This window comes from Maribacter sp. R77961, assembly GCF_044594925.1.
In the GTDB taxonomy this organism is placed as follows: domain Bacteria; phylum Bacteroidota; class Bacteroidia; order Flavobacteriales; family Flavobacteriaceae; genus Maribacter.
In genome coordinates, this window is record NZ_CP138991.1 from 1,284,640 (window position 1) to 1,302,002 (window position 17,363).

Below are 17,363 nucleotides of genomic sequence, written 5' to 3' on the forward strand. Positions count from 1 at the left end.
CCCCAAGATATTGCTCTTGGGGTCTTTTATTTTTATTTATTTTCTCTTCGAAAATTTAGCTAGTCCTTGATAAAAATCAGCATAAATAGCTTTAACGTCAATATGTTGATAAAAACCGATTTCTATATTTCCACTATCCCTAGAAGTCATCACCCGTGTTAATGTACCCATGTTCTCATTAATGAATACGCTAACCAATGCTAAATCCCATAGCACTATCTATTAATTCAAAACAAGTTAAAATAAGAGTATCAGTACACAAAATGCGAATAGGCTTAAGTTCCTATTTAACACTCAATATTGTACTTTTGCAACTTTGCTTTGAAGAGATGATTAATTACGAAGAAAATATTGAGGTTAAGGGCGCTAGAGTTCATAATCTAAAGAATATAGATGTTACCATTCCCAGAGAGAAACTTGTAGTTATTACAGGACTTTCAGGTAGTGGAAAATCTTCTTTAGCTTTTGATACGATTTATGCAGAGGGGCAAAGAAGGTACATAGAAACATTTTCTGCCTATGCAAGACAATTTTTAGGCGGACTTGAACGTCCTGACGTTGATAAGATAGATGGACTTTCTCCAGTAATAGCCATTGAACAGAAAACAACATCAAAATCACCAAGGTCAACCGTAGGTACAATTACGGAGGTTTATGATTTTCTTCGATTACTTTTTGCAAGAGCAGGAGATGCGCATAGTTACAATACGGGAGAGAAAATGGTAAGCTACAGTGATGAGCAAATAAAAAAACTCATTATTTCCTCTTATCGTGATAAAAAAATAAATGTACTGGCTCCCATTATCAAATCTAGAAAAGGACATTATCGAGAACTTTTTGAGCAAATTGGGAAACAAGGTTTTGTAAAAGTTAGGGTAGATGGAGAGATAAAGGATATTGTAAAGGGTATGAAGGTAGATCGCTACAAGACCCACGACATAGAAATCGTAATAGACAGACTCAAAATTGTTGAAAATGACGATTTACACAAACGTTTAGCGGAAACCATAAATACCGCCATGTACAGCGGAGATAACGTATTAATGGTCTTAGAGGAGAGAACAGAAGTTCCCCGCTATTTTAGCAGGGACCTTATGTGTCCGTCAACCGGCATCTCCTATCCTACTCCGGAACCGAATACTTTTTCGTTTAATTCTCCCAAAGGAATGTGCCAACATTGCAGCGGGCTGGGCCATGTATATGAGGTAAACGAGTTAAAAATTTTCCCGAATAAAAAATTATCAATTAAAAGTGGGGGAATTGCTCCATTGGGCGAATACAAAAAGTCATGGGCATTTAAACAAATTGAAACCATAGCACAACGTTATGAGTTCGCTTTAACCGACCCCATTCAGAAAATTCCACAGGAGGCCATTGCCATTCTATTAAATGGCGGACAGGAGAGTTTTGAAGTAAATTCCAAATCTTTGGGCGTTAAGCGGATGTATAAAATTGATTATGAAGGTATTTCCAATTTCATAAAAAGTCAATTTGATAACGCAGAGTCTACTTCCATCAAAAGATGGGCTAAGGAATATATGGACAAGATTAGCTGCCCCACCTGCGAAGGAAGTAGGCTTCGAAAGGAATCGCTTTATTTTAAAATTAACGACAAGAATATTGCCCAGTTAGCAAATCTTGACATTGCGGAACTTGCTTCTTTTTTTGAGAAATTAGAGTCCAAATTAAAAGGAAACCAGCTAAAAATTGCTGAGGAAATCATAAAAGAAATACGCACTAGAATTCGATTTTTATTAGATGTTGGTTTGGACTATCTATCCTTGAACAGAAGCTCAAAATCCTTATCTGGTGGTGAAGCACAGCGAATTCGATTAGCTACACAAATAGGCTCACAGCTTGTTGGCGTACTATATATCTTAGACGAACCGAGTATTGGCCTACACCAAAGAGACAATAACCGATTGATAAAGTCTTTGGAATCCCTAAGGGACATAGGGAACTCTGTTATTGTTGTAGAACACGATAGAGATATGATAGAGCGTGCGGACCATGTAATAGACATAGGGCCTAAAGCGGGAAAGCACGGTGGTGAGATTATTTCCGAAGGAAAACCGGCAGATTTAAAAAAATACAATACGCTAACTGCAGATTACATTACTGGAGTTAAAGAAATAGCCGTACCCAAGACCAGAAGAAAAGGTAACGGAAAGAAAATCGTTTTATCTGGCTGCACAGGAAATAATTTAAAAAATATTAAAGTTGAATTTCCCTTAGGAAAAATGATTGGGGTTACGGGTGTATCCGGAAGTGGAAAATCTACCTTGATCAACGAAACGCTATACCCTATTATGAACGCCCATTATTTTAATGGCGTTAAAAAACCAATGCCCTATAAAAAAATTACCGGACTGGAGCATGTAGATAAAGTCATAGATATTAACCAATCGCCTATTGGCAGGACTCCACGTTCCAATCCGGCTACCTATACGGGAGTGTTCAGCGAAATTAGGGCCTTGTTCACAAAAACGCCCGAGGCAGCCATAAGAGGTTACAAACCAGGGCGTTTTAGTTTTAATGTCAAGGGCGGGCGTTGTGAAACTTGTCAAGGCGGCGGACTTAGAGTCATAGAGATGAACTTTCTACCAGATGTTTATGTAGAATGTGAAACTTGTAATGGGAAAAGGTTCAATAGAGAAACATTGGAAATACGATACAAGGGCAAGTCCATCTCGGATGTTTTAGAAATGACTATAAACGATGCAGTATCTTTTTTTGAACTTATACCTAAAATACATCGTAAGTTAAAAACAATACAGGATGTTGGTTTGGGATATATCTCTTTAGGACAACAAAGCACAACGCTTTCGGGTGGTGAAGCTCAACGAATAAAACTAGCGACAGAGCTATCCAAGAGAGATACTGGAAACACATTTTATATCTTGGACGAGCCTACAACAGGACTTCATTTTGAAGATATTCGGGTTCTAATGGAAGTTTTGAACAAATTAGCGGACAAAGGAAATACCGTTTTGGTCATAGAACATAACTTGGATGTGATTAAAATGGTAGATCATGTAATTGACATCGGTTATGAAGGAGGTCGCTCTGGAGGTCAATTGGTAGCTTCTGGCACACCTGAAAAAATTTGTAAGGATAAAAAAAGTTATACGGCAGAGTTTTTGCGTAAAGAATTAAAGCTATAAAATAGTAACGCTACTATTGCGGAATAAAATATAAACGAAACATTTATGAGAGCAGAAAAACATCATAAGGGATGGAACGAAATTAAAACCAATGACTCTTGGGCCATATTCAAGATAATGGGAGAGTTTGTGAACGGTTTCGAGAAAATGAGTAAAATAGGGCCCTGCGTATCTGTTTTTGGCTCTGCAAGGACAAAAGAGGATGACCCTTACTACAAACTTGCCGTAAATGTATCCAAAAAAATCGCCGAGGCGGGTTATGGCGTCATTACTGGCGGTGGCCCAGGGATTATGGAAGCTGGTAATCGTGGAGCAAACCTAGCGGGAGGAACTTCTGTAGGACTTAATATTGACCTCCCTTTTGAGCAGCATGACAACCCCTATATAGATTCCGATAAAAGTCTTGATTTTGATTACTTCTTTGTTAGAAAGGTAATGTTTGTTAAATATTCGCAAGGCTTTGTAGTGATGCCAGGAGGCTTTGGAACTTTAGACGAACTTTTTGAAGCAATTACTTTAATTCAAACCCATAAAATTGGAAAATTTCCGATCATATTGGTTGGAAGCGATTTTTGGACAGGACTTATGGATTGGATAAAAGGGACCATGCTAAAAGCAGGAAATATTAGTCCGGAGGATCTGAACCTTATTAAAATAGTGGATACAGAAGATGAAGTTGTAGAAATAATCGATGCTTTCTACAAAGGTCATACACTTAGTCCTAATTTTTAAAATTCAGATTGAAAAGATTCCCACTACATATTCGTTCATTACTAACTTGCCTTTTTCTTATATGGAGCGCAACGGTATTATCACAATATGAGACTAAGCTTACAGTAAAGCTCAACGAGTACACTAAAGAGTTAGATATTAAGCAAGAGTTCGTTTATTACAACGACTCTAACTTTTCGTTGGGAATCCTATATTTCAATGATTGGGCACATGCCTATTCTGACAAAAACACGGGACTGGCAAAACGTTTTGCACAAGAGTTCAAAAGAAGTCTTCACCTAGCAAAGAAGAGCGAAAGAGGTTACACTACAATTATCAGCGCAGTAGACAGTGAATATGTGGGCCTTAAATGGGAGCGAACAAACGAGCTGGATATTTTAAAGGTAATACTCAACAAACCACTATTACCCAAAGAATCGACCAAAGTATATCTTACTTACAGTGTAAAACTACCTCCAAATAAATACACACCTTACGGGTATGACAACAAAGGAGAGTACTACTTAAAGGATTGGTACTTAACACCTGCGGTCTATGATGGAAAGTGGCGTTTATACTCAAATAAAAATTTAGAGGACCTCTATACGAACATTACCAGAACAACGATAGATTTTACCTACCCGGACAGTTTACATTTAGTAAGTAATCTCAATAAGAGCGCAATAAGCAAATTTCCTGGCGGACAACACGTTCAACTAAGTGCGGATGCACAAAGAAGTGCGGAAATACTATTGCAGCCAAATAAAAATTATACCACTCATGTAACACCGCATTTTACGGTAGTTACAGATATATCAGCTCCTAAGTACAGTCCAATAGGACAAGGTATATCCATAACTAAAGTAGCAGATTTCATTTATGATAATTTAGGCGATTATCCACATAAAAAATTACTCGTAAGTGATATTGACTATGATAAAGACCCGCTCTACGGATTAAATCAACTTCCTTCTTTCATAAGGCCTTATGAAGAACAATTTCAATTTGAAATGATATTTCTTAAGACCGCTTTAAACAGTATTCTTAAGGAAACCATGTTCCTGAATCCTAGAAAGGAACAATGGTTAAATAGTGCTATTGCCAACTATTTAATGATAGCTTTTGTTGAGAAGTATTATCCAGATCAAAAGATGTTAGGAAAACTAGCGCGTATTTGGGGTGTAAGAAGCTTTAATTTGGCGAAAATGGAGTTTAATGACCAATATTCCTTTCTTTACAATCTTACCGCTAGAAAAAATTTAGATCAGGCCTTAAGTACTTCTAATGACTCCCTTATAAAATTCAATCAAAAAATCGCAAATAAATATAAGGCTGGTTTGGGTCTGGCCTATTTAGCTGATTATATTGGAAAAGAAAAAGTAGATGAAAGTATCAAGACCTTTTTTAAATATTATCAGCTTAATAAGGTCAAGGTTTTAGATTTTGAATCCATTCTAAAAAGGTCTACGAATAAAGATATCAATTGGTTTTTTAAAGATTATGTTTCTACGGACCATAAAATTGATTTTAAGATAAGGAAAGTCCGAAAATCTGAGGACTCGCTTAGTATAACCATTAAAAATAAAGAAGGTACCAATGTTCCGATTTCTATGTTCGGTTTAAAGAAAGATTCGGTCATTTCCAAATATTGGTTTAAGGATATATCAGATTCAAAAACGTTTCAAGTAGCTAATAATGGAGAAGATAAACTGGTATTGAATTATGATCAAAAAATACCAGAATTTAATCAAAGGGATAACTGGAAATCGCTAGGAGGTTTTTTATCAAGTAATAAAAAGTTACATTTTACTTTTTTCAAAGATTCCGAAAACCCGTATTACAATCAGGTATTTTATGTTCCCGTCGTTAATTTTAATATTTATGACGGTTGGGCACCTGGTCTAAGACTATACAACAAAACGCTATTAGAGCGTCCTTTTGTATACGATTTTGCACCTTCGTATTCCTTTCGAGAAAAAGCTTTTGTTGGTTATGGTAGATTTAGTTATCGTAAGTACTTAAGTAAGAGTGGACTTTATGTAGCAAATTATAGTTTAAACGGTTCTACTTCTCACTTTAATGTTAACTCAAGGGTTATTTCCTTTACGCCTTCATTTAGCCTTGGCTTTAGGCCTTCGGACTTGATATCTAATAAAAGAGAGTTCCTTTCCTTTAGGTATATTAATATTTTTAGAGATTTTGCGGAAGGTCTACAGAACGATTCTTTTGACCCTGAGAATCCGGATTATCGGGTATTTAATGCGCGATACATCAACAGGGATAATGATATATTGGATTATAAATCATGGTTTGTAGATTTTCAATTAGCGAACAACTTTAGCAAACTATCATTTGAGTACGAATACCGAAAATTATTCGAAAACAATAGACAATTAAACCTCCGTTTTTTTGCCGGTAAGTTCTTAAGTAATAGAACAGGTTCAGATTTCTTTAGCTTTGCATTGGACAGACCTACAGATTATCTTTTTGACTACGGATACTTAGGTAGATCAGAAGACTCAGGGATTTACAGTCAACAGATAATTATTGCGGAAGGTGGTTTTAAATCATTTTTAGACGAACGCTTTCGTTTTTCTAACGATTGGATCGCAACGACGAATGCGAGTTTTAATATTTGGCGTTGGATAGAACTTTATGGCGATGCCGGTTTTGTGAAAAATAAAGGGGTTCCTGGGAAATTCGTTTATGACTCTGGTGTCCGACTAAATTTAGTTACCGATTATTTTGAATTGTACCTACCGCTTCATTCCAATAACGGTTGGGAAATTGCGCAGCCAGATTACGGAGAAAGAATTCGTTTTATCGTTACCGTAGATATAAAAACAATCACAGGCCTATTCACTAGGCAATGGTTCTAATTATGTAATTCTTAAAATAAGAACCATTAATTATCTATAATCTGACTATTTGTTAATTAATTAGTCATATTTTTAACAAAAATTCAAATAATTAAGACATATCACTATTGCTAAAATGCTTTGGTTTCGGTAATTTTGCAGAAATAGCCAAATTATATGGACGTATCTTCCAAAACTAGCAATGATATCTCGTTTGACGACTTCAAAGAGCAAATCATAAGCGATTATAAAGTTGCTTTTCTCAGCAGGTCCTGTAGTTTACTAGGAAGAAAAGAAGTTTTAACTGGTAAAGCCAAGTTCGGAATCTTTGGCGATGGTAAGGAACTGCCTCAGCTAGCCATGGCAAAATCGTTTAGAAACGGTGACTTCAGAAGTGGTTATTATAGAGATCAAACCTTTATGATGGCCTTGGGTCACCTTAAACCAAAAGACTTTTTCCATGGGCTGTATGCCACTACGGATATGGAAAAGGAACCTATGAGTGCTGGCAGACAAATGGGCGGTCATTTTTTGACCTACAGTTTAAACGAGGACGGAAGTTGGAAGGATTTAACCAAACAAAAGAACAGTAGTTCCGATATTTCATGTACTGCGGGACAAATGCCAAGGTTATTGGGATTGGCGCAGGCCTCCAAGATTTATAGAAATGTATCAGGAATAGATACTTCTAAATTTTCGGTAGAGGGTAATGAAGTAGCTTGGGGCACTATAGGAAACGCAAGCACCAGCGAAGGTATGTTCTGGGAAACCATCAACGCGGCCGGAGTACTGCAAGTACCCATGGTCGTTAGCGTTTGGGATGATGAATATGGCATATCCGTACCAGCAAAGCACCATACTACCAAAGAAGACATTTCTAAAATATTATCAGGATTTCAAAGAGATGAAAATCATAAAGGTTTTGAGATTTTAAAAGTTAAAGGTTGGGATTATACGGCATTAATGCATGCTTATGAAAATGCATCGGATATCGCAAGACAAGAACATGTGCCTGTATTGATCCATGTAACAGAACTTACACAACCGCAAGGGCATTCCACCTCCGGTTCTCATGAGCGTTACAAAGACGACAAGCGATTGGCATGGGAACGTGACAATGATTGTAATAAAAGATTTAAAGAGTGGATTATTGAATCTGGCATTGCTACTCTTGAGGAGTTAGAAAGTCTTGAAAAACAAATAAAAAGGAGTGTCAGAGAAGCTAAGAAAGAAGCCTGGTCAGAGTTTTTAGAAGAGAACCAAACCGCTAAAAAAAGTTTAGTTCATCTGTTGAATAAGGCAGCGTCCAAAAGTCCAAACAAGAATTTTATTGTTAGATTAAAGAACGATCTGATAGCAATTGAAGAACCCATAAAAAAAGATATCGCTAGTACCGCAAGAAAATCATTGCGGTATTTAATTGGTGAAACATCCGCTGAAAGACAAGCATTACTAAAATGGACTTCAGGTTTTCTGGAAGAAGAACAAACAAAGTTCAGTTCACATTTATATAGCGAAAATGAAAATAATGCGACCAAGATAGCCAGTATTAAACCAAGCTACACAGAAGCTTCGGAACAAGTAGATGGCAGAGTAATACTCAGGGATAATTTTGACAAACTGTTTGAAAAAAATCCCAATGCCTTGATTTTTGGGGAAGATACTGGGGCTATAGGTGATGTAAATCAAGGACTTGAAGGTCTTCAAGAGAAGTACGGTGCGCTTAGAATTGCAGACACCGGTATTCGTGAAACTACCATAATAGGTCAAGGTATAGGAATGGCACTAAGAGGCCTCCGCCCTATTGCAGAAATACAATATTTGGATTATATATTTTATGCCCTTTCTACATTGACCGACGATTTAGCAAGTCTTCTGTATCGCACGAAAGGAAAGCAGAAAGCACCACTAATCGTAAGAACCAGAGGGCATCGCTTAGAAGGTATTTGGCACTCGGGTTCAGAAATGGGCGGTCTAATTCATTTGTTAAGGGGCATGTACATCCTAGCACCTAGAAATATGACCCAGGCTGCCGGTTTTTACAATACATTAATGAAGAGCGATGAACCTGCGCTGGTTATAGAAAGTTTAAATGGTTATCGCTTAAAAGAACCTAAACCGAATAACTTAGGAGAGTTTTGCACGCCGATAGGGGTCGTAGAGACAATAAAACAAGGGGCTGACATAACATTGGTATCATACGGGTCAACTTTGAGAATCGTAGAACAAGCTGCTTTTGAACTTCAGGAAGTTGGTATTGATGCTGAAATCATTGATGCACAAACTTTGTTACCTTTTGATATTAGGGAAGATGTCGTAAAAAGTGTAGAAAAAACAAATAGATTATTAGTAATAGACGAAGATGTGCCTGGCGGATGCTCCGCTTATATTTTAAATGAAATCGTCGAAAAACAAGGTGCATACCGTTTCTTGGATAGTGCTCCCCAAACACTAACTGCCAGGGCGCACAGACCTGCCTATGGTACGGATGGGGACTATTTTTCAAAACCGAATTCAGAGGATATTTTCGAAAAAGTATATGCCATTATGCATGAAGCGAACCCTAACGATTATCCCAAACTACGATAATATCGGATAAAAAAATCCCGCTAAATGCGGGATTTTTAATTCAAAAACTATACTTAGTTCTTAATACCCGAATCGCTTTCTTTCATTGCGGGCATCTTAGGCTTGCCATCTGCATCAATTTCTATAATGGCATCAAAACCAAGTTCATCCAACTTATCCGCTATTTTTGCTCTATCACCGACCATAAACCAATTAACGGCATCTGGTTTTACCACGCTTTTACTCACATCTCGTACTTCCTTCAGGGATAGGTTACGCACATTACTATCATAATTCTGATAATAATCATCCGGTAAATCATATTTAACAAGATCTACAACAGAACTATTTACGGAACTATTGGTCTCCCATTGTCCTGGCAAACGCAATACTTGATTTGTTTTTACTTTGTCCAATTCTTCCTGAGTAACCGGTCTGGTTGAAATAAACTCCGAAATCTCTTTTCTTAATTCGGTCACGGATTCAGCAGATTTATCCGTTTGTACAGGAGCATACACAATAAAAGGGCGTTCTTCCTTAGCGCCTATTACAAAACCGCCAGCACCATAGGCCCAATGTTTATCTTCCCTCAGGTTCATGTTGATCCTAGAGGTAAAGTCGCCGCCTAAAATACTGACCATTTGTTCCAGGGCAATCTGAGGAATAGCTCCATATTTACTCGTTAAGTGTCCTGCAAGGATAACAGATTGCTCTGATTCTGGCCTATCCATTAGGTAGAGTGTATTCTTCGAATTTACCTTAGGTTCAGAAAAGGCAATAGCTGGAATAGCTGCTTTCTTCCATTTTCCAAATGCTTTTTCTAATTTATTTTTAAGTGATGTCATTTCAACATCACCTGTTACAACTAGCGTAGCGTTATTAGGTCTGATCCAAGTTTTATAGAACTCCTCAATATTGTCTCTCGTCAAATTAGCAACAGTTTCTTCATATCCCGTACCAGTGTAAGGATTACTGTAAGGATGACCCTCTCCGTACAAATATTTGTTCATAACACGCAATGCCATGGAAATCGGCTGAGATTTCTCTTGTTTTATGGCATTAATTTGTTCACTTTTCAATCGGTCGAATTCGCTTTGCGGGAAAGCAGGATTCAAAACAACATCAGCGAACAAATCAATACTGGCATCCATACTAGGTTTTAAGGTATTCAAATAAACATTGGAATTATCCTGACTTGAAAATGTAGAAAGACTGGCACCCAACAATTGCAATTGCTCGTTTATCTGAAGTGAATTCATATCCTTAGTTCCTTCGTCCAGGAGATTCATTGCCAAATCCGCAGTTCCTGGGCTAGATAGAAAATCCGTTTTATACCCTGCATTGAACATTAAATTCATTACCACAGTGGGAACGCCAGCCCGTTTAGCCAAGACCACATTTAGTCCATTGGATAATTTGGTGCGTTCTAAAGTAGGAAACTTAGATGTTTTGGTAGGTCCAAGTTCTGGAAGCTTAGAGCGATCGACAGCACTCTTCTCCACAGCATACTCTGGGAAAGGATTACAGACCAAAACATGTTTTCCTTGAGATAACCATTTCTGGGCTGTCTTCCTTAAATCGGCAATAGTAGCGTCCTCAACATATTTCAGTTGTGTTTTATAATAAGATGCATCTCCGTGATAGGTTTCGTTAGAAGCTAAAATATCAGAAACACCACCAAAACCTCCAATTCTTTCCAAACCTTTAATAAAACCGGAAAAATAAGCCGCTTTAACTCGCTTTAGCTCTTTTTCAGAGGGACCTTCGTTTATTAACCTTGTCAATTCTTGCATCATAATTTCTTGAACCTTTTCCTCATCCTCACCCGGCTTTACATTGGCCCAGGTAATAAAACGACTCGCGATTTCACTGGAAGCCTGAAAAGAAACGACAGAACTGGCCAACTGGTCTTCATAAACCAGTCTTTTATACAATCTAGAATTTTTACCTGTTGTTAGGATAGACGATATCAAATCGAAATGTAAATCCTCCCTTGATCCAAATTCAGGAGAATTCCATGCAAAAAGAATACGTGTCTCAGGCACTCTATCCTGATAAACTTGATAAGTATCGTTGGTCTTGGTAGGAATATTGATTTCTTGTCTTTCAATTGTTGGACCCGATGGTATGTCCCCAAAATATTTCAATACTTTTTGATATACTTCTTGCGGGTCAATATCCCCTGCTACGGCAACAACGGCATTTGCAGCACCGTAATACGATTTAAACCATTCTTGTACATCTTCTAAGGAAGCTGCATTCAAATCCTCCATTTCACCAATAACGGTCCAAGAGTAGGGATGCCCTTTAGGATACATGGCTTTTGTTAAGTAATCCCATTGTTTTCCGTAAGGTTGATTTTCGCCTTGCCGCTTTTCATTTTGTACAACACCACGCTGTTCATCTAACTTAGCTTGGTCAATAGCTCCCAATAAATGTCCCATTCTATCCGATTCTAGGAACAATACCTGATCCAACGCGGACACGGGTACGTTCTGGAAATAGTTGGTTCTATCAGAATTTGTAGTACCGTTCAGGTCGGTTCCACCAATTCGTTCTAGTGCTTGAAAATAGTCATCGTTGAAATTTTCACTTCCATTGAACATTAAGTGTTCAAAAAGATGTGCAAAACCACTTTTTCCGGGTTTTTCGTTTTTAGAGCCAACATGGTACCAAACATTTACGGCGGCAATTGGTGCCTTATGGTCTTCATGTACTAATAAAGTAAGGCCATTCGGTAATACAAAGCGTTCATACTTGATGTCTATTTGATTTGCCTTAAACTCAAAATCCTGTGCATAGAACTGCGTAGTACCCCATGTTGCAACTAATAAAAGGAGAAGTAATTTTTTCATGTTGTTCTTATTTTTTGATTCATCGTAAATATATGATTTCGTTGGTTTTAGAACAATTATAATTGCTTCTTTATAGCAATAAAACAAAGTTTATCTGTTTAGAAAAACCTTAATTTAGATTTTGTCCTTTAACCCACGTATTTGTAATTGAGCTAATCATCAGAAAAGCAAACCAGATTATGAAAATTTACCGTGAACAGAGGAAAGTATAAACACTTTTCAGAAAATAATTGAGTATTAATTCAATTACATGGAAAGATACTTTGGGAAATTCCTATAGGTTTTAAATAATCAAAAAACCATGTTAAAGTAAGTTTTATAGGTTAAAGATATAAAGCCTTATCCCGAAACTAAAGCAACTACAAAAACATTTTAACCAAATTGCTGATGTGCGTGGTGAAGATTTTTTTAGGAGTAGAAATTACTAAACCTAATGGGGAACCTCACACAGCATTAGCAGCAGACATAAAGAACAAGCTACGTGAGAAAAATATGCTAATTAGCACAGATGGTACCTACGAAAGTGTGTTGAAAATAAAACCTCTTTTATATTTCAATATTGAAAATGCCAATAAACTTGTAGATGAGCTCCTCATTATTTTGAAGGAGCCTTAAAAAGCGATACTTTTAGAAAGATTAATTTAAATATCATGAAAAATTCCCTCTTAAAAGATATTGGATTAGCTTTTTTCAGAATAACAATTTCTGCTATGATGCTTTTTCACGGTCTTCCTAAATTCCAAAAACTAATTGCCGGTAATTTTGAGTTTGGTAACCCACTCGGTATTGGTGCGGCTCCTTCCCTATTTTTGGCGGTCATAGGAGAATTTGTTTGTCCAATACTTATCATTATAGGCTTTAAGACGAGATGGGCAGCTATACCAGCAGCAATTACGATGTTCGTAGCCACTGTTATCGTGCATGGGGAAGACCCATTTGGCACGAAGGAAAAGGCCCTTTTCTATCTTGTGGCGTTCATTACCATCGCATTATTAGGCCCTGGGAAATTTAGTATTGATAAAAAATAGCTTATAAGATTTTTACTAGCAGTTCCTTTAATAAATCCGCTTGATTGACATTAGTAGCACCAACACCTTTACCTTTTAAGTCCAATTCTCTTAAATAAGATATGATTTGGCTTACCTTTTTCATTGGATAATTTCTGGCTGCAGTTTGAAATTCACCCACAAAGTAAGGGTTAATTCGTAAAGCACTGGCCACACTCTTTGGAGAATGGTCTGTTAAGCCATGATATTGAAGTAGTTGCGAAAAAAAAGAGTTAAGTAAGGTTACCGTTAAAACAAATGGATTATTCTTGGGGTTCTGAGCAAAATAGGTGATGATTTTGGTAGCTTTGACCACATTACGTTCTCCGATAGCTTTTTTCAATTCAAAATTATTATAGTCCTTACTTATTCCAATATGCTCTTCAATATCTTGGGGTGTTATTTCACTTTTTTCAGGAAGTACCAATTTTAGTTTAGACAGCTCGTTATTAATCCGGCTTAAATCAGTACCTAAAAATTCCACCAATAAAATAGCCGCTTTGTGAGATATGGAGTAACCGCTAGAAAGAAGTGTTTTCCTCAACCATTCCGTAACTTGGTTCTCATAGAGTTTTTTGCTTTCAAAGACTACGCCACCTTTCTTAATAGCTTTATATAAGGCCTTGCGCTTATCTAATTTTTTATACTTATAACAGATAACAAGTACAGTGGTTTCCTGAGGATTTTCAACATAGCTGGTTAACCTCTCGATGCTTCTGGATAAATGCTGGGCCTCTTTTATAATAACCACTTGACGGTCTGCCATCATTGGATAACGTTTTGCATTGCCAACAATATCTTCTATGGAAACATCTTTACCATACAACACCATTTGATTAAAACCTTTCTCCTCTTCAGTGAGTATTTTATTTCCAATATAGTCAGATATCTTATCAATAAAATAAGCTTCCTCCCCAAAAAGAAAATAGATAGGTTTTATAATCCCTTTTCGAATATCATTAACAATCTGTAGTGCTTCATCCATTCGGAAAAAATCATCAATTTTGCAATATGCAACCGCTTAACTTTCCCAGTTACAACTTTAGGGTCAAAAATAGTCAAAATAAAGCCCTCATTTTTGATCTAATAAGGAAAAAGTTTGTGGTACTTACTCCAGAGGAATGGGTACGCCAACATGTAATTAACTATCTCTTAAACGATAAGAGATATCCACAAAGCCACGTTAATGTTGAAAAGCAAATTGTACTTAATGGCTTAAAAAAAAGATACGACATTGTTGTATTCAATGCTGATGGTACTATTCATCTTTTAGTAGAATGTAAAGCACCAAAAATAAAAATAACACAAAAAACCTTTGATCAAATTGCGCAGTACAATATAGATTTAGATGCTACCTACTTAATGGTTACGAACGGTGTATCTCATTTCTATTGTCAAATGAGTAAAACTGATGAAAAATATGAATTTTTAAAGCAGATTCCTGAATTTAGCCGTTAATTTGTCATCATTTTGAAAATAGCCGTAGTCATATTAAACTGGAATGGAGAAGTGCTTTTGGAGCGTTTTCTTCCCTCAGTGGTTAAATTTTCCAGGGATGCAACCATTTATGTAGCGGACAACGCCTCCACGGACGGGTCTATTGAATTTCTGGAAAAGCGATACCCTGAAATTAAGATTATTAAAAACAGTACAAATGGTGGCTTTGCGCAAGGTTATAATGAAGCATTACAACGGGTTGATGCGGATATTTTTTGTTTGTTAAATTCAGATGTAGAAGTCACCGAAGATTGGCTGGCCCCCATACCAGAAGCTTTTAACACCTTACCAAAAGCAGCCATAATACAACCAAAAATTTTAGACCTTCTTAATAAAGAATATTTTGAATACGCTGGTGCCGCTGGTGGTTTTATTGATCAATTAGGGTATCCATTTTGCCGTGGTAGAATTTTTCAAACTTTAGAAAAAGATGAGGGTCAATACGATGACACTAAGGAGATATTTTGGGCCACAGGAGCATGTATGTTCGTAAGGAAAGCCGTGTTTTCAGAATTAAATGGTTTTGATGCCGATTACTTTGCGCATCAAGAGGAGGTAGACTTTTGCTGGCGCGCTAAAAACCAAGGGCATAAAGTGTATTATATCGGCACCACTAAAGTATACCACTTGGGCGGCTCTACTTTAAGTAATATGAACCCGAAAAAAACGTATCTAAATTTCAGAAACTCTCTCTTTTCAATTACGAAGAACCTACCTATTCATAAGGCTTTCATTATCATTTTTATTCGGTTACTACTTGATGGTATTGCTGCAATACGTTTTATTTTTCAATTTAGGTTTAAACACTTTTTAGCCATTCTTAGAGCGCACTTCAGTTTCTACAGACAATTTAGAGGGATGTACAAAAAACGGGAAAAGTCTAAATTTTTATTAAAATACTACACTACAAAATCCATAGTGTGGTCTTATTTCGTACATCAGGTAAAGAATTTTAACATTTTAGTAAAAGATTAACTAAGAAGTAGGTTTAGCGGATTACAAAATATATAATTTTGAAATTGTTAAAATTTAAGTAAATAACAAACATTAATATAGTTAAACAATTATGAAAAAACTCATTTTAGGATGTCTTGGAGTAACCCTTTTATTATCTTCTTGTGTATCACAGAAGAAATATGCGGACCTCGAAGCAAAGCAAAAAGAAACGCAAGATTTATTAAACTCGGCTACGGTAAAATTAAATGACTGCCTAGAAGAGAAAGCAACTGCAGCTTCTAGACTACAAACTCTGGAAGATCAGAATGCATTTTTAAAGTCTAACAATCAAGAGCTTATCAATAACATGGGCAACTTGACGACCTTAACTACCAAAGGCGCTGAAAATCTTGAGAAGTCTTTAGAGAGTTTGCAAGAGAAAGATTTGACTATTCGTAAATTAAACGATGCGATTACGAGAAGGGACTCTGTAAATCTATCTCTAGTTCAAAGTTTAAAAGGTGTTCTAGGAAACCTGGATGATGAAGACATTGAAATCAGCGTTGAAAAAGGTGTTGTTTTCGTTTCTATTTCCGATAAATTATTATTCAGCAGTGGAAGTTATAATGTAACCAGTAGAGCTAAGGAAGTACTTGGAAAAGTAGCCAAAGTTGTAAACAATAAGCCAGATTTTGAGTTTATGGTAGAGGGTCACACAGATGATGTGCCTTACAGAAAGAATGGTGTGTTATTGGACAACTGGGATTTAAGTGTAAAACGTGCAACTGCTGTTGTTCGAATTTTACAGAACGATTTCAATGTTGACCCTAAGCGTATGACGGCTGCAGGTAGAGCGGAATTTGTACCGGTATCTACAACAGAGAAATCTAAAAATAGAAGAACTAGAATTGTTGTTCTTCCAAAAATTGACCAGTTCTACAGTATGATTGAAGAAGGAATGAAAGATCCCGCGATTGGAGGAAAGTAATTCCATAGAAATTTAAAGAAAAGCGGTTCTGTTAGAACCGCTTTTTTTATGACCATATTTGAAATATTAAAGAATATCTAGACTTCCCTTTCCTTCTCTTACTACCTCTGGATGACCTTCTGAGAGGTCAATTATCGTAGAGCCTACATTACCACCATAGCCTCCATCGATAACAACATCTACAAGGTTACCCCATTTCTCATAAATAAGCTCAGGGTCCGTAGTGTATTCAAGAACATCGTCATCATCACGAATAGAAGTAGAAACTATAGGATGTCCCAAAGCCTTGACCAAAGCAAGGGCTATACTATTGTCCGGAACTCTGATTCCAACAGTTTTTTTCTTTTTGAAGTCTTTGGGTAAGTTATTGTTTCCGGGTAAAATAAAAGTGTAGGGGCCTGGCAATGCTCTCTTTAATATTTTGAAAGTAGCGGTATCTATTTGACGTACATAATCGGAAAGATTACTTAAATCCGCACAAAGAAATGACCAGTTTGCTTTAGCAAGTTTAATGCCTTTTATACGCGCCAACTTTTCCAAGGCTCTAGAATTGGTAATATCGCAACCCAGTCCGTAAACAGTATCCGTAGGGTAAATGACCAAACCACCTTTGCGAAGCGTTTGCACCACCCTATTAATTTCCTTTGGGTTTGGGTTCTCCTCGTATATTTTAATAAACTCTGCCATAGACCATTTATTCTTATAAGATAAATCCTATTTCAGTTATTTTCAAATTTCTA

General features: G+C 36.7%; 11 protein-coding genes. 8 read left to right on the top strand and 3 right to left on the bottom strand.

The genetic code is table 11. The features are described 5' to 3' along the window. Positions 1 to 329: 329 nt before the first annotated feature. The 4 genes from uvrA (at position 330) to SJY09_RS05695 (ending at position 9,322) form a co-directional block, all read left to right on the top strand. Positions 330 to 3,164 (top strand): excinuclease ABC subunit UvrA, encoded by a 2,835-nt coding sequence (gene uvrA / locus SJY09_RS05680; protein WP_396638599.1) that lies wholly within the window; start codon positions 330 to 332, stop codon positions 3,162 to 3,164. Between the two features lie 45 nt (positions 3,165 to 3,209). Beyond that, positions 3,210 to 3,896 (top strand): TIGR00730 family Rossman fold protein, encoded by a 687-nt coding sequence (locus tag SJY09_RS05685; RefSeq protein WP_396637994.1) that lies wholly within the window; start codon positions 3,210 to 3,212, stop codon positions 3,894 to 3,896. An 8-nt stretch (positions 3,897 to 3,904) separates the two neighbouring features. Beyond that, on the top strand, positions 3,905 to 6,754 hold the full coding sequence (locus SJY09_RS05690; protein ID WP_396637995.1) for a metalloprotease: 2,850 nt from the start codon (positions 3,905 to 3,907) through the stop codon (positions 6,752 to 6,754). A gap of 156 nt (positions 6,755 to 6,910) precedes the next feature. Continuing rightward, positions 6,911 to 9,322, top strand: coding sequence for a thiamine pyrophosphate-dependent enzyme (locus SJY09_RS05695; protein ID WP_396637996.1), 2,412 nt, complete (start codon positions 6,911 to 6,913; stop codon positions 9,320 to 9,322). Between the two features lie 53 nt (positions 9,323 to 9,375). Here the strand turns inward: SJY09_RS05695 and SJY09_RS05700 are convergent, their stop codons facing one another. Next, complete coding sequence (locus SJY09_RS05700; protein WP_396637997.1) at positions 9,376 to 12,156, bottom strand: M16 family metallopeptidase; 2,781 nt, start codon at positions 12,154 to 12,156, stop codon at positions 9,376 to 9,378. A gap of 650 nt (positions 12,157 to 12,806) precedes the next feature. Between SJY09_RS05700 and SJY09_RS05705 the strand changes: the two genes are divergently transcribed. Continuing rightward, complete coding sequence (locus SJY09_RS05705) at positions 12,807 to 13,184, top strand: DoxX family protein (protein WP_396637998.1); 378 nt, start codon at positions 12,807 to 12,809, stop codon at positions 13,182 to 13,184. Between the two features lies 1 nt (position 13,185). Here the strand turns inward: SJY09_RS05705 and holA are convergent, their stop codons facing one another. Next, positions 13,186 to 14,187 carry a DNA polymerase III subunit delta gene (gene holA / locus SJY09_RS05710; protein ID WP_396637999.1) on the bottom strand — a complete coding sequence of 334 codons (1,002 nt, stop codon included), beginning with the start codon at positions 14,185 to 14,187 and terminating at the stop codon, positions 13,186 to 13,188. A gap of 26 nt (positions 14,188 to 14,213) precedes the next feature. On the opposite strand from holA, the gene SJY09_RS05715 reads away from it, so the two are divergent. From SJY09_RS05715 to SJY09_RS05725, 3 genes are all read left to right on the top strand, one after another. Beyond that, positions 14,214 to 14,660 (top strand): type I restriction enzyme HsdR N-terminal domain-containing protein, encoded by a 447-nt coding sequence (locus SJY09_RS05715; RefSeq protein WP_396638000.1) that lies wholly within the window; start codon positions 14,214 to 14,216, stop codon positions 14,658 to 14,660. A gap of 12 nt (positions 14,661 to 14,672) precedes the next feature. Next, a complete protein-coding gene (locus SJY09_RS05720) occupies positions 14,673 to 15,674 on the top strand; it encodes a glycosyltransferase family 2 protein (RefSeq protein ID WP_396638001.1) in 1,002 nt (333 codons plus the stop codon). Positions 15,675 to 15,765: 91 nt separating this feature from the next. Continuing rightward, on the top strand, positions 15,766 to 16,623 hold the full coding sequence (locus SJY09_RS05725) for an OmpA family protein (RefSeq protein WP_396638002.1): 858 nt from the start codon (positions 15,766 to 15,768) through the stop codon (positions 16,621 to 16,623). Between the two features lie 66 nt (positions 16,624 to 16,689). On the opposite strand, the gene SJY09_RS05730 is transcribed toward SJY09_RS05725, so the two are convergent. Next, positions 16,690 to 17,310, bottom strand: a complete 621-nt coding sequence (locus SJY09_RS05730) for an L-threonylcarbamoyladenylate synthase (RefSeq protein WP_396638003.1) — start codon at positions 17,308 to 17,310, stop codon at positions 16,690 to 16,692. Positions 17,311 to 17,363 lie beyond the last annotated feature (53 nt).

Excerpts from the sequence above, each read along its gene's own strand:
- uvrA (WP_396638599.1), top strand. The coding sequence starts at position 330 with ATGATTAATTACGAAGAAAATATTGAGGTTAAGGGCGCTAGAGTTCAT.
- SJY09_RS05685 (WP_396637994.1), top strand. The coding sequence starts at position 3,210 with ATGAGAGCAGAAAAACATCATAAGGGATGGAACGAAATTAAAACCAAT.
- SJY09_RS05695 (WP_396637996.1), top strand. The coding sequence starts at position 6,911 with ATGGACGTATCTTCCAAAACTAGCAATGATATCTCGTTTGACGACTTC.
- SJY09_RS05700 (WP_396637997.1), bottom strand. The coding sequence starts at position 12,156 with ATGAAAAAATTACTTCTCCTTTTATTAGTTGCAACATGGGGTACTACG.
- SJY09_RS05705 (WP_396637998.1), top strand. The coding sequence starts at position 12,807 with ATGAAAAATTCCCTCTTAAAAGATATTGGATTAGCTTTTTTCAGAATA.
- holA (WP_396637999.1), bottom strand. The coding sequence starts at position 14,187 with ATGGATGAAGCACTACAGATTGTTAATGATATTCGAAAAGGGATTATA.
- SJY09_RS05715 (WP_396638000.1), top strand. The coding sequence starts at position 14,214 with ATGCAACCGCTTAACTTTCCCAGTTACAACTTTAGGGTCAAAAATAGT.
- SJY09_RS05725 (WP_396638002.1), top strand. The coding sequence starts at position 15,766 with ATGAAAAAACTCATTTTAGGATGTCTTGGAGTAACCCTTTTATTATCT.
- SJY09_RS05730 (WP_396638003.1), bottom strand. The coding sequence starts at position 17,310 with ATGGCAGAGTTTATTAAAATATACGAGGAGAACCCAAACCCAAAGGAA.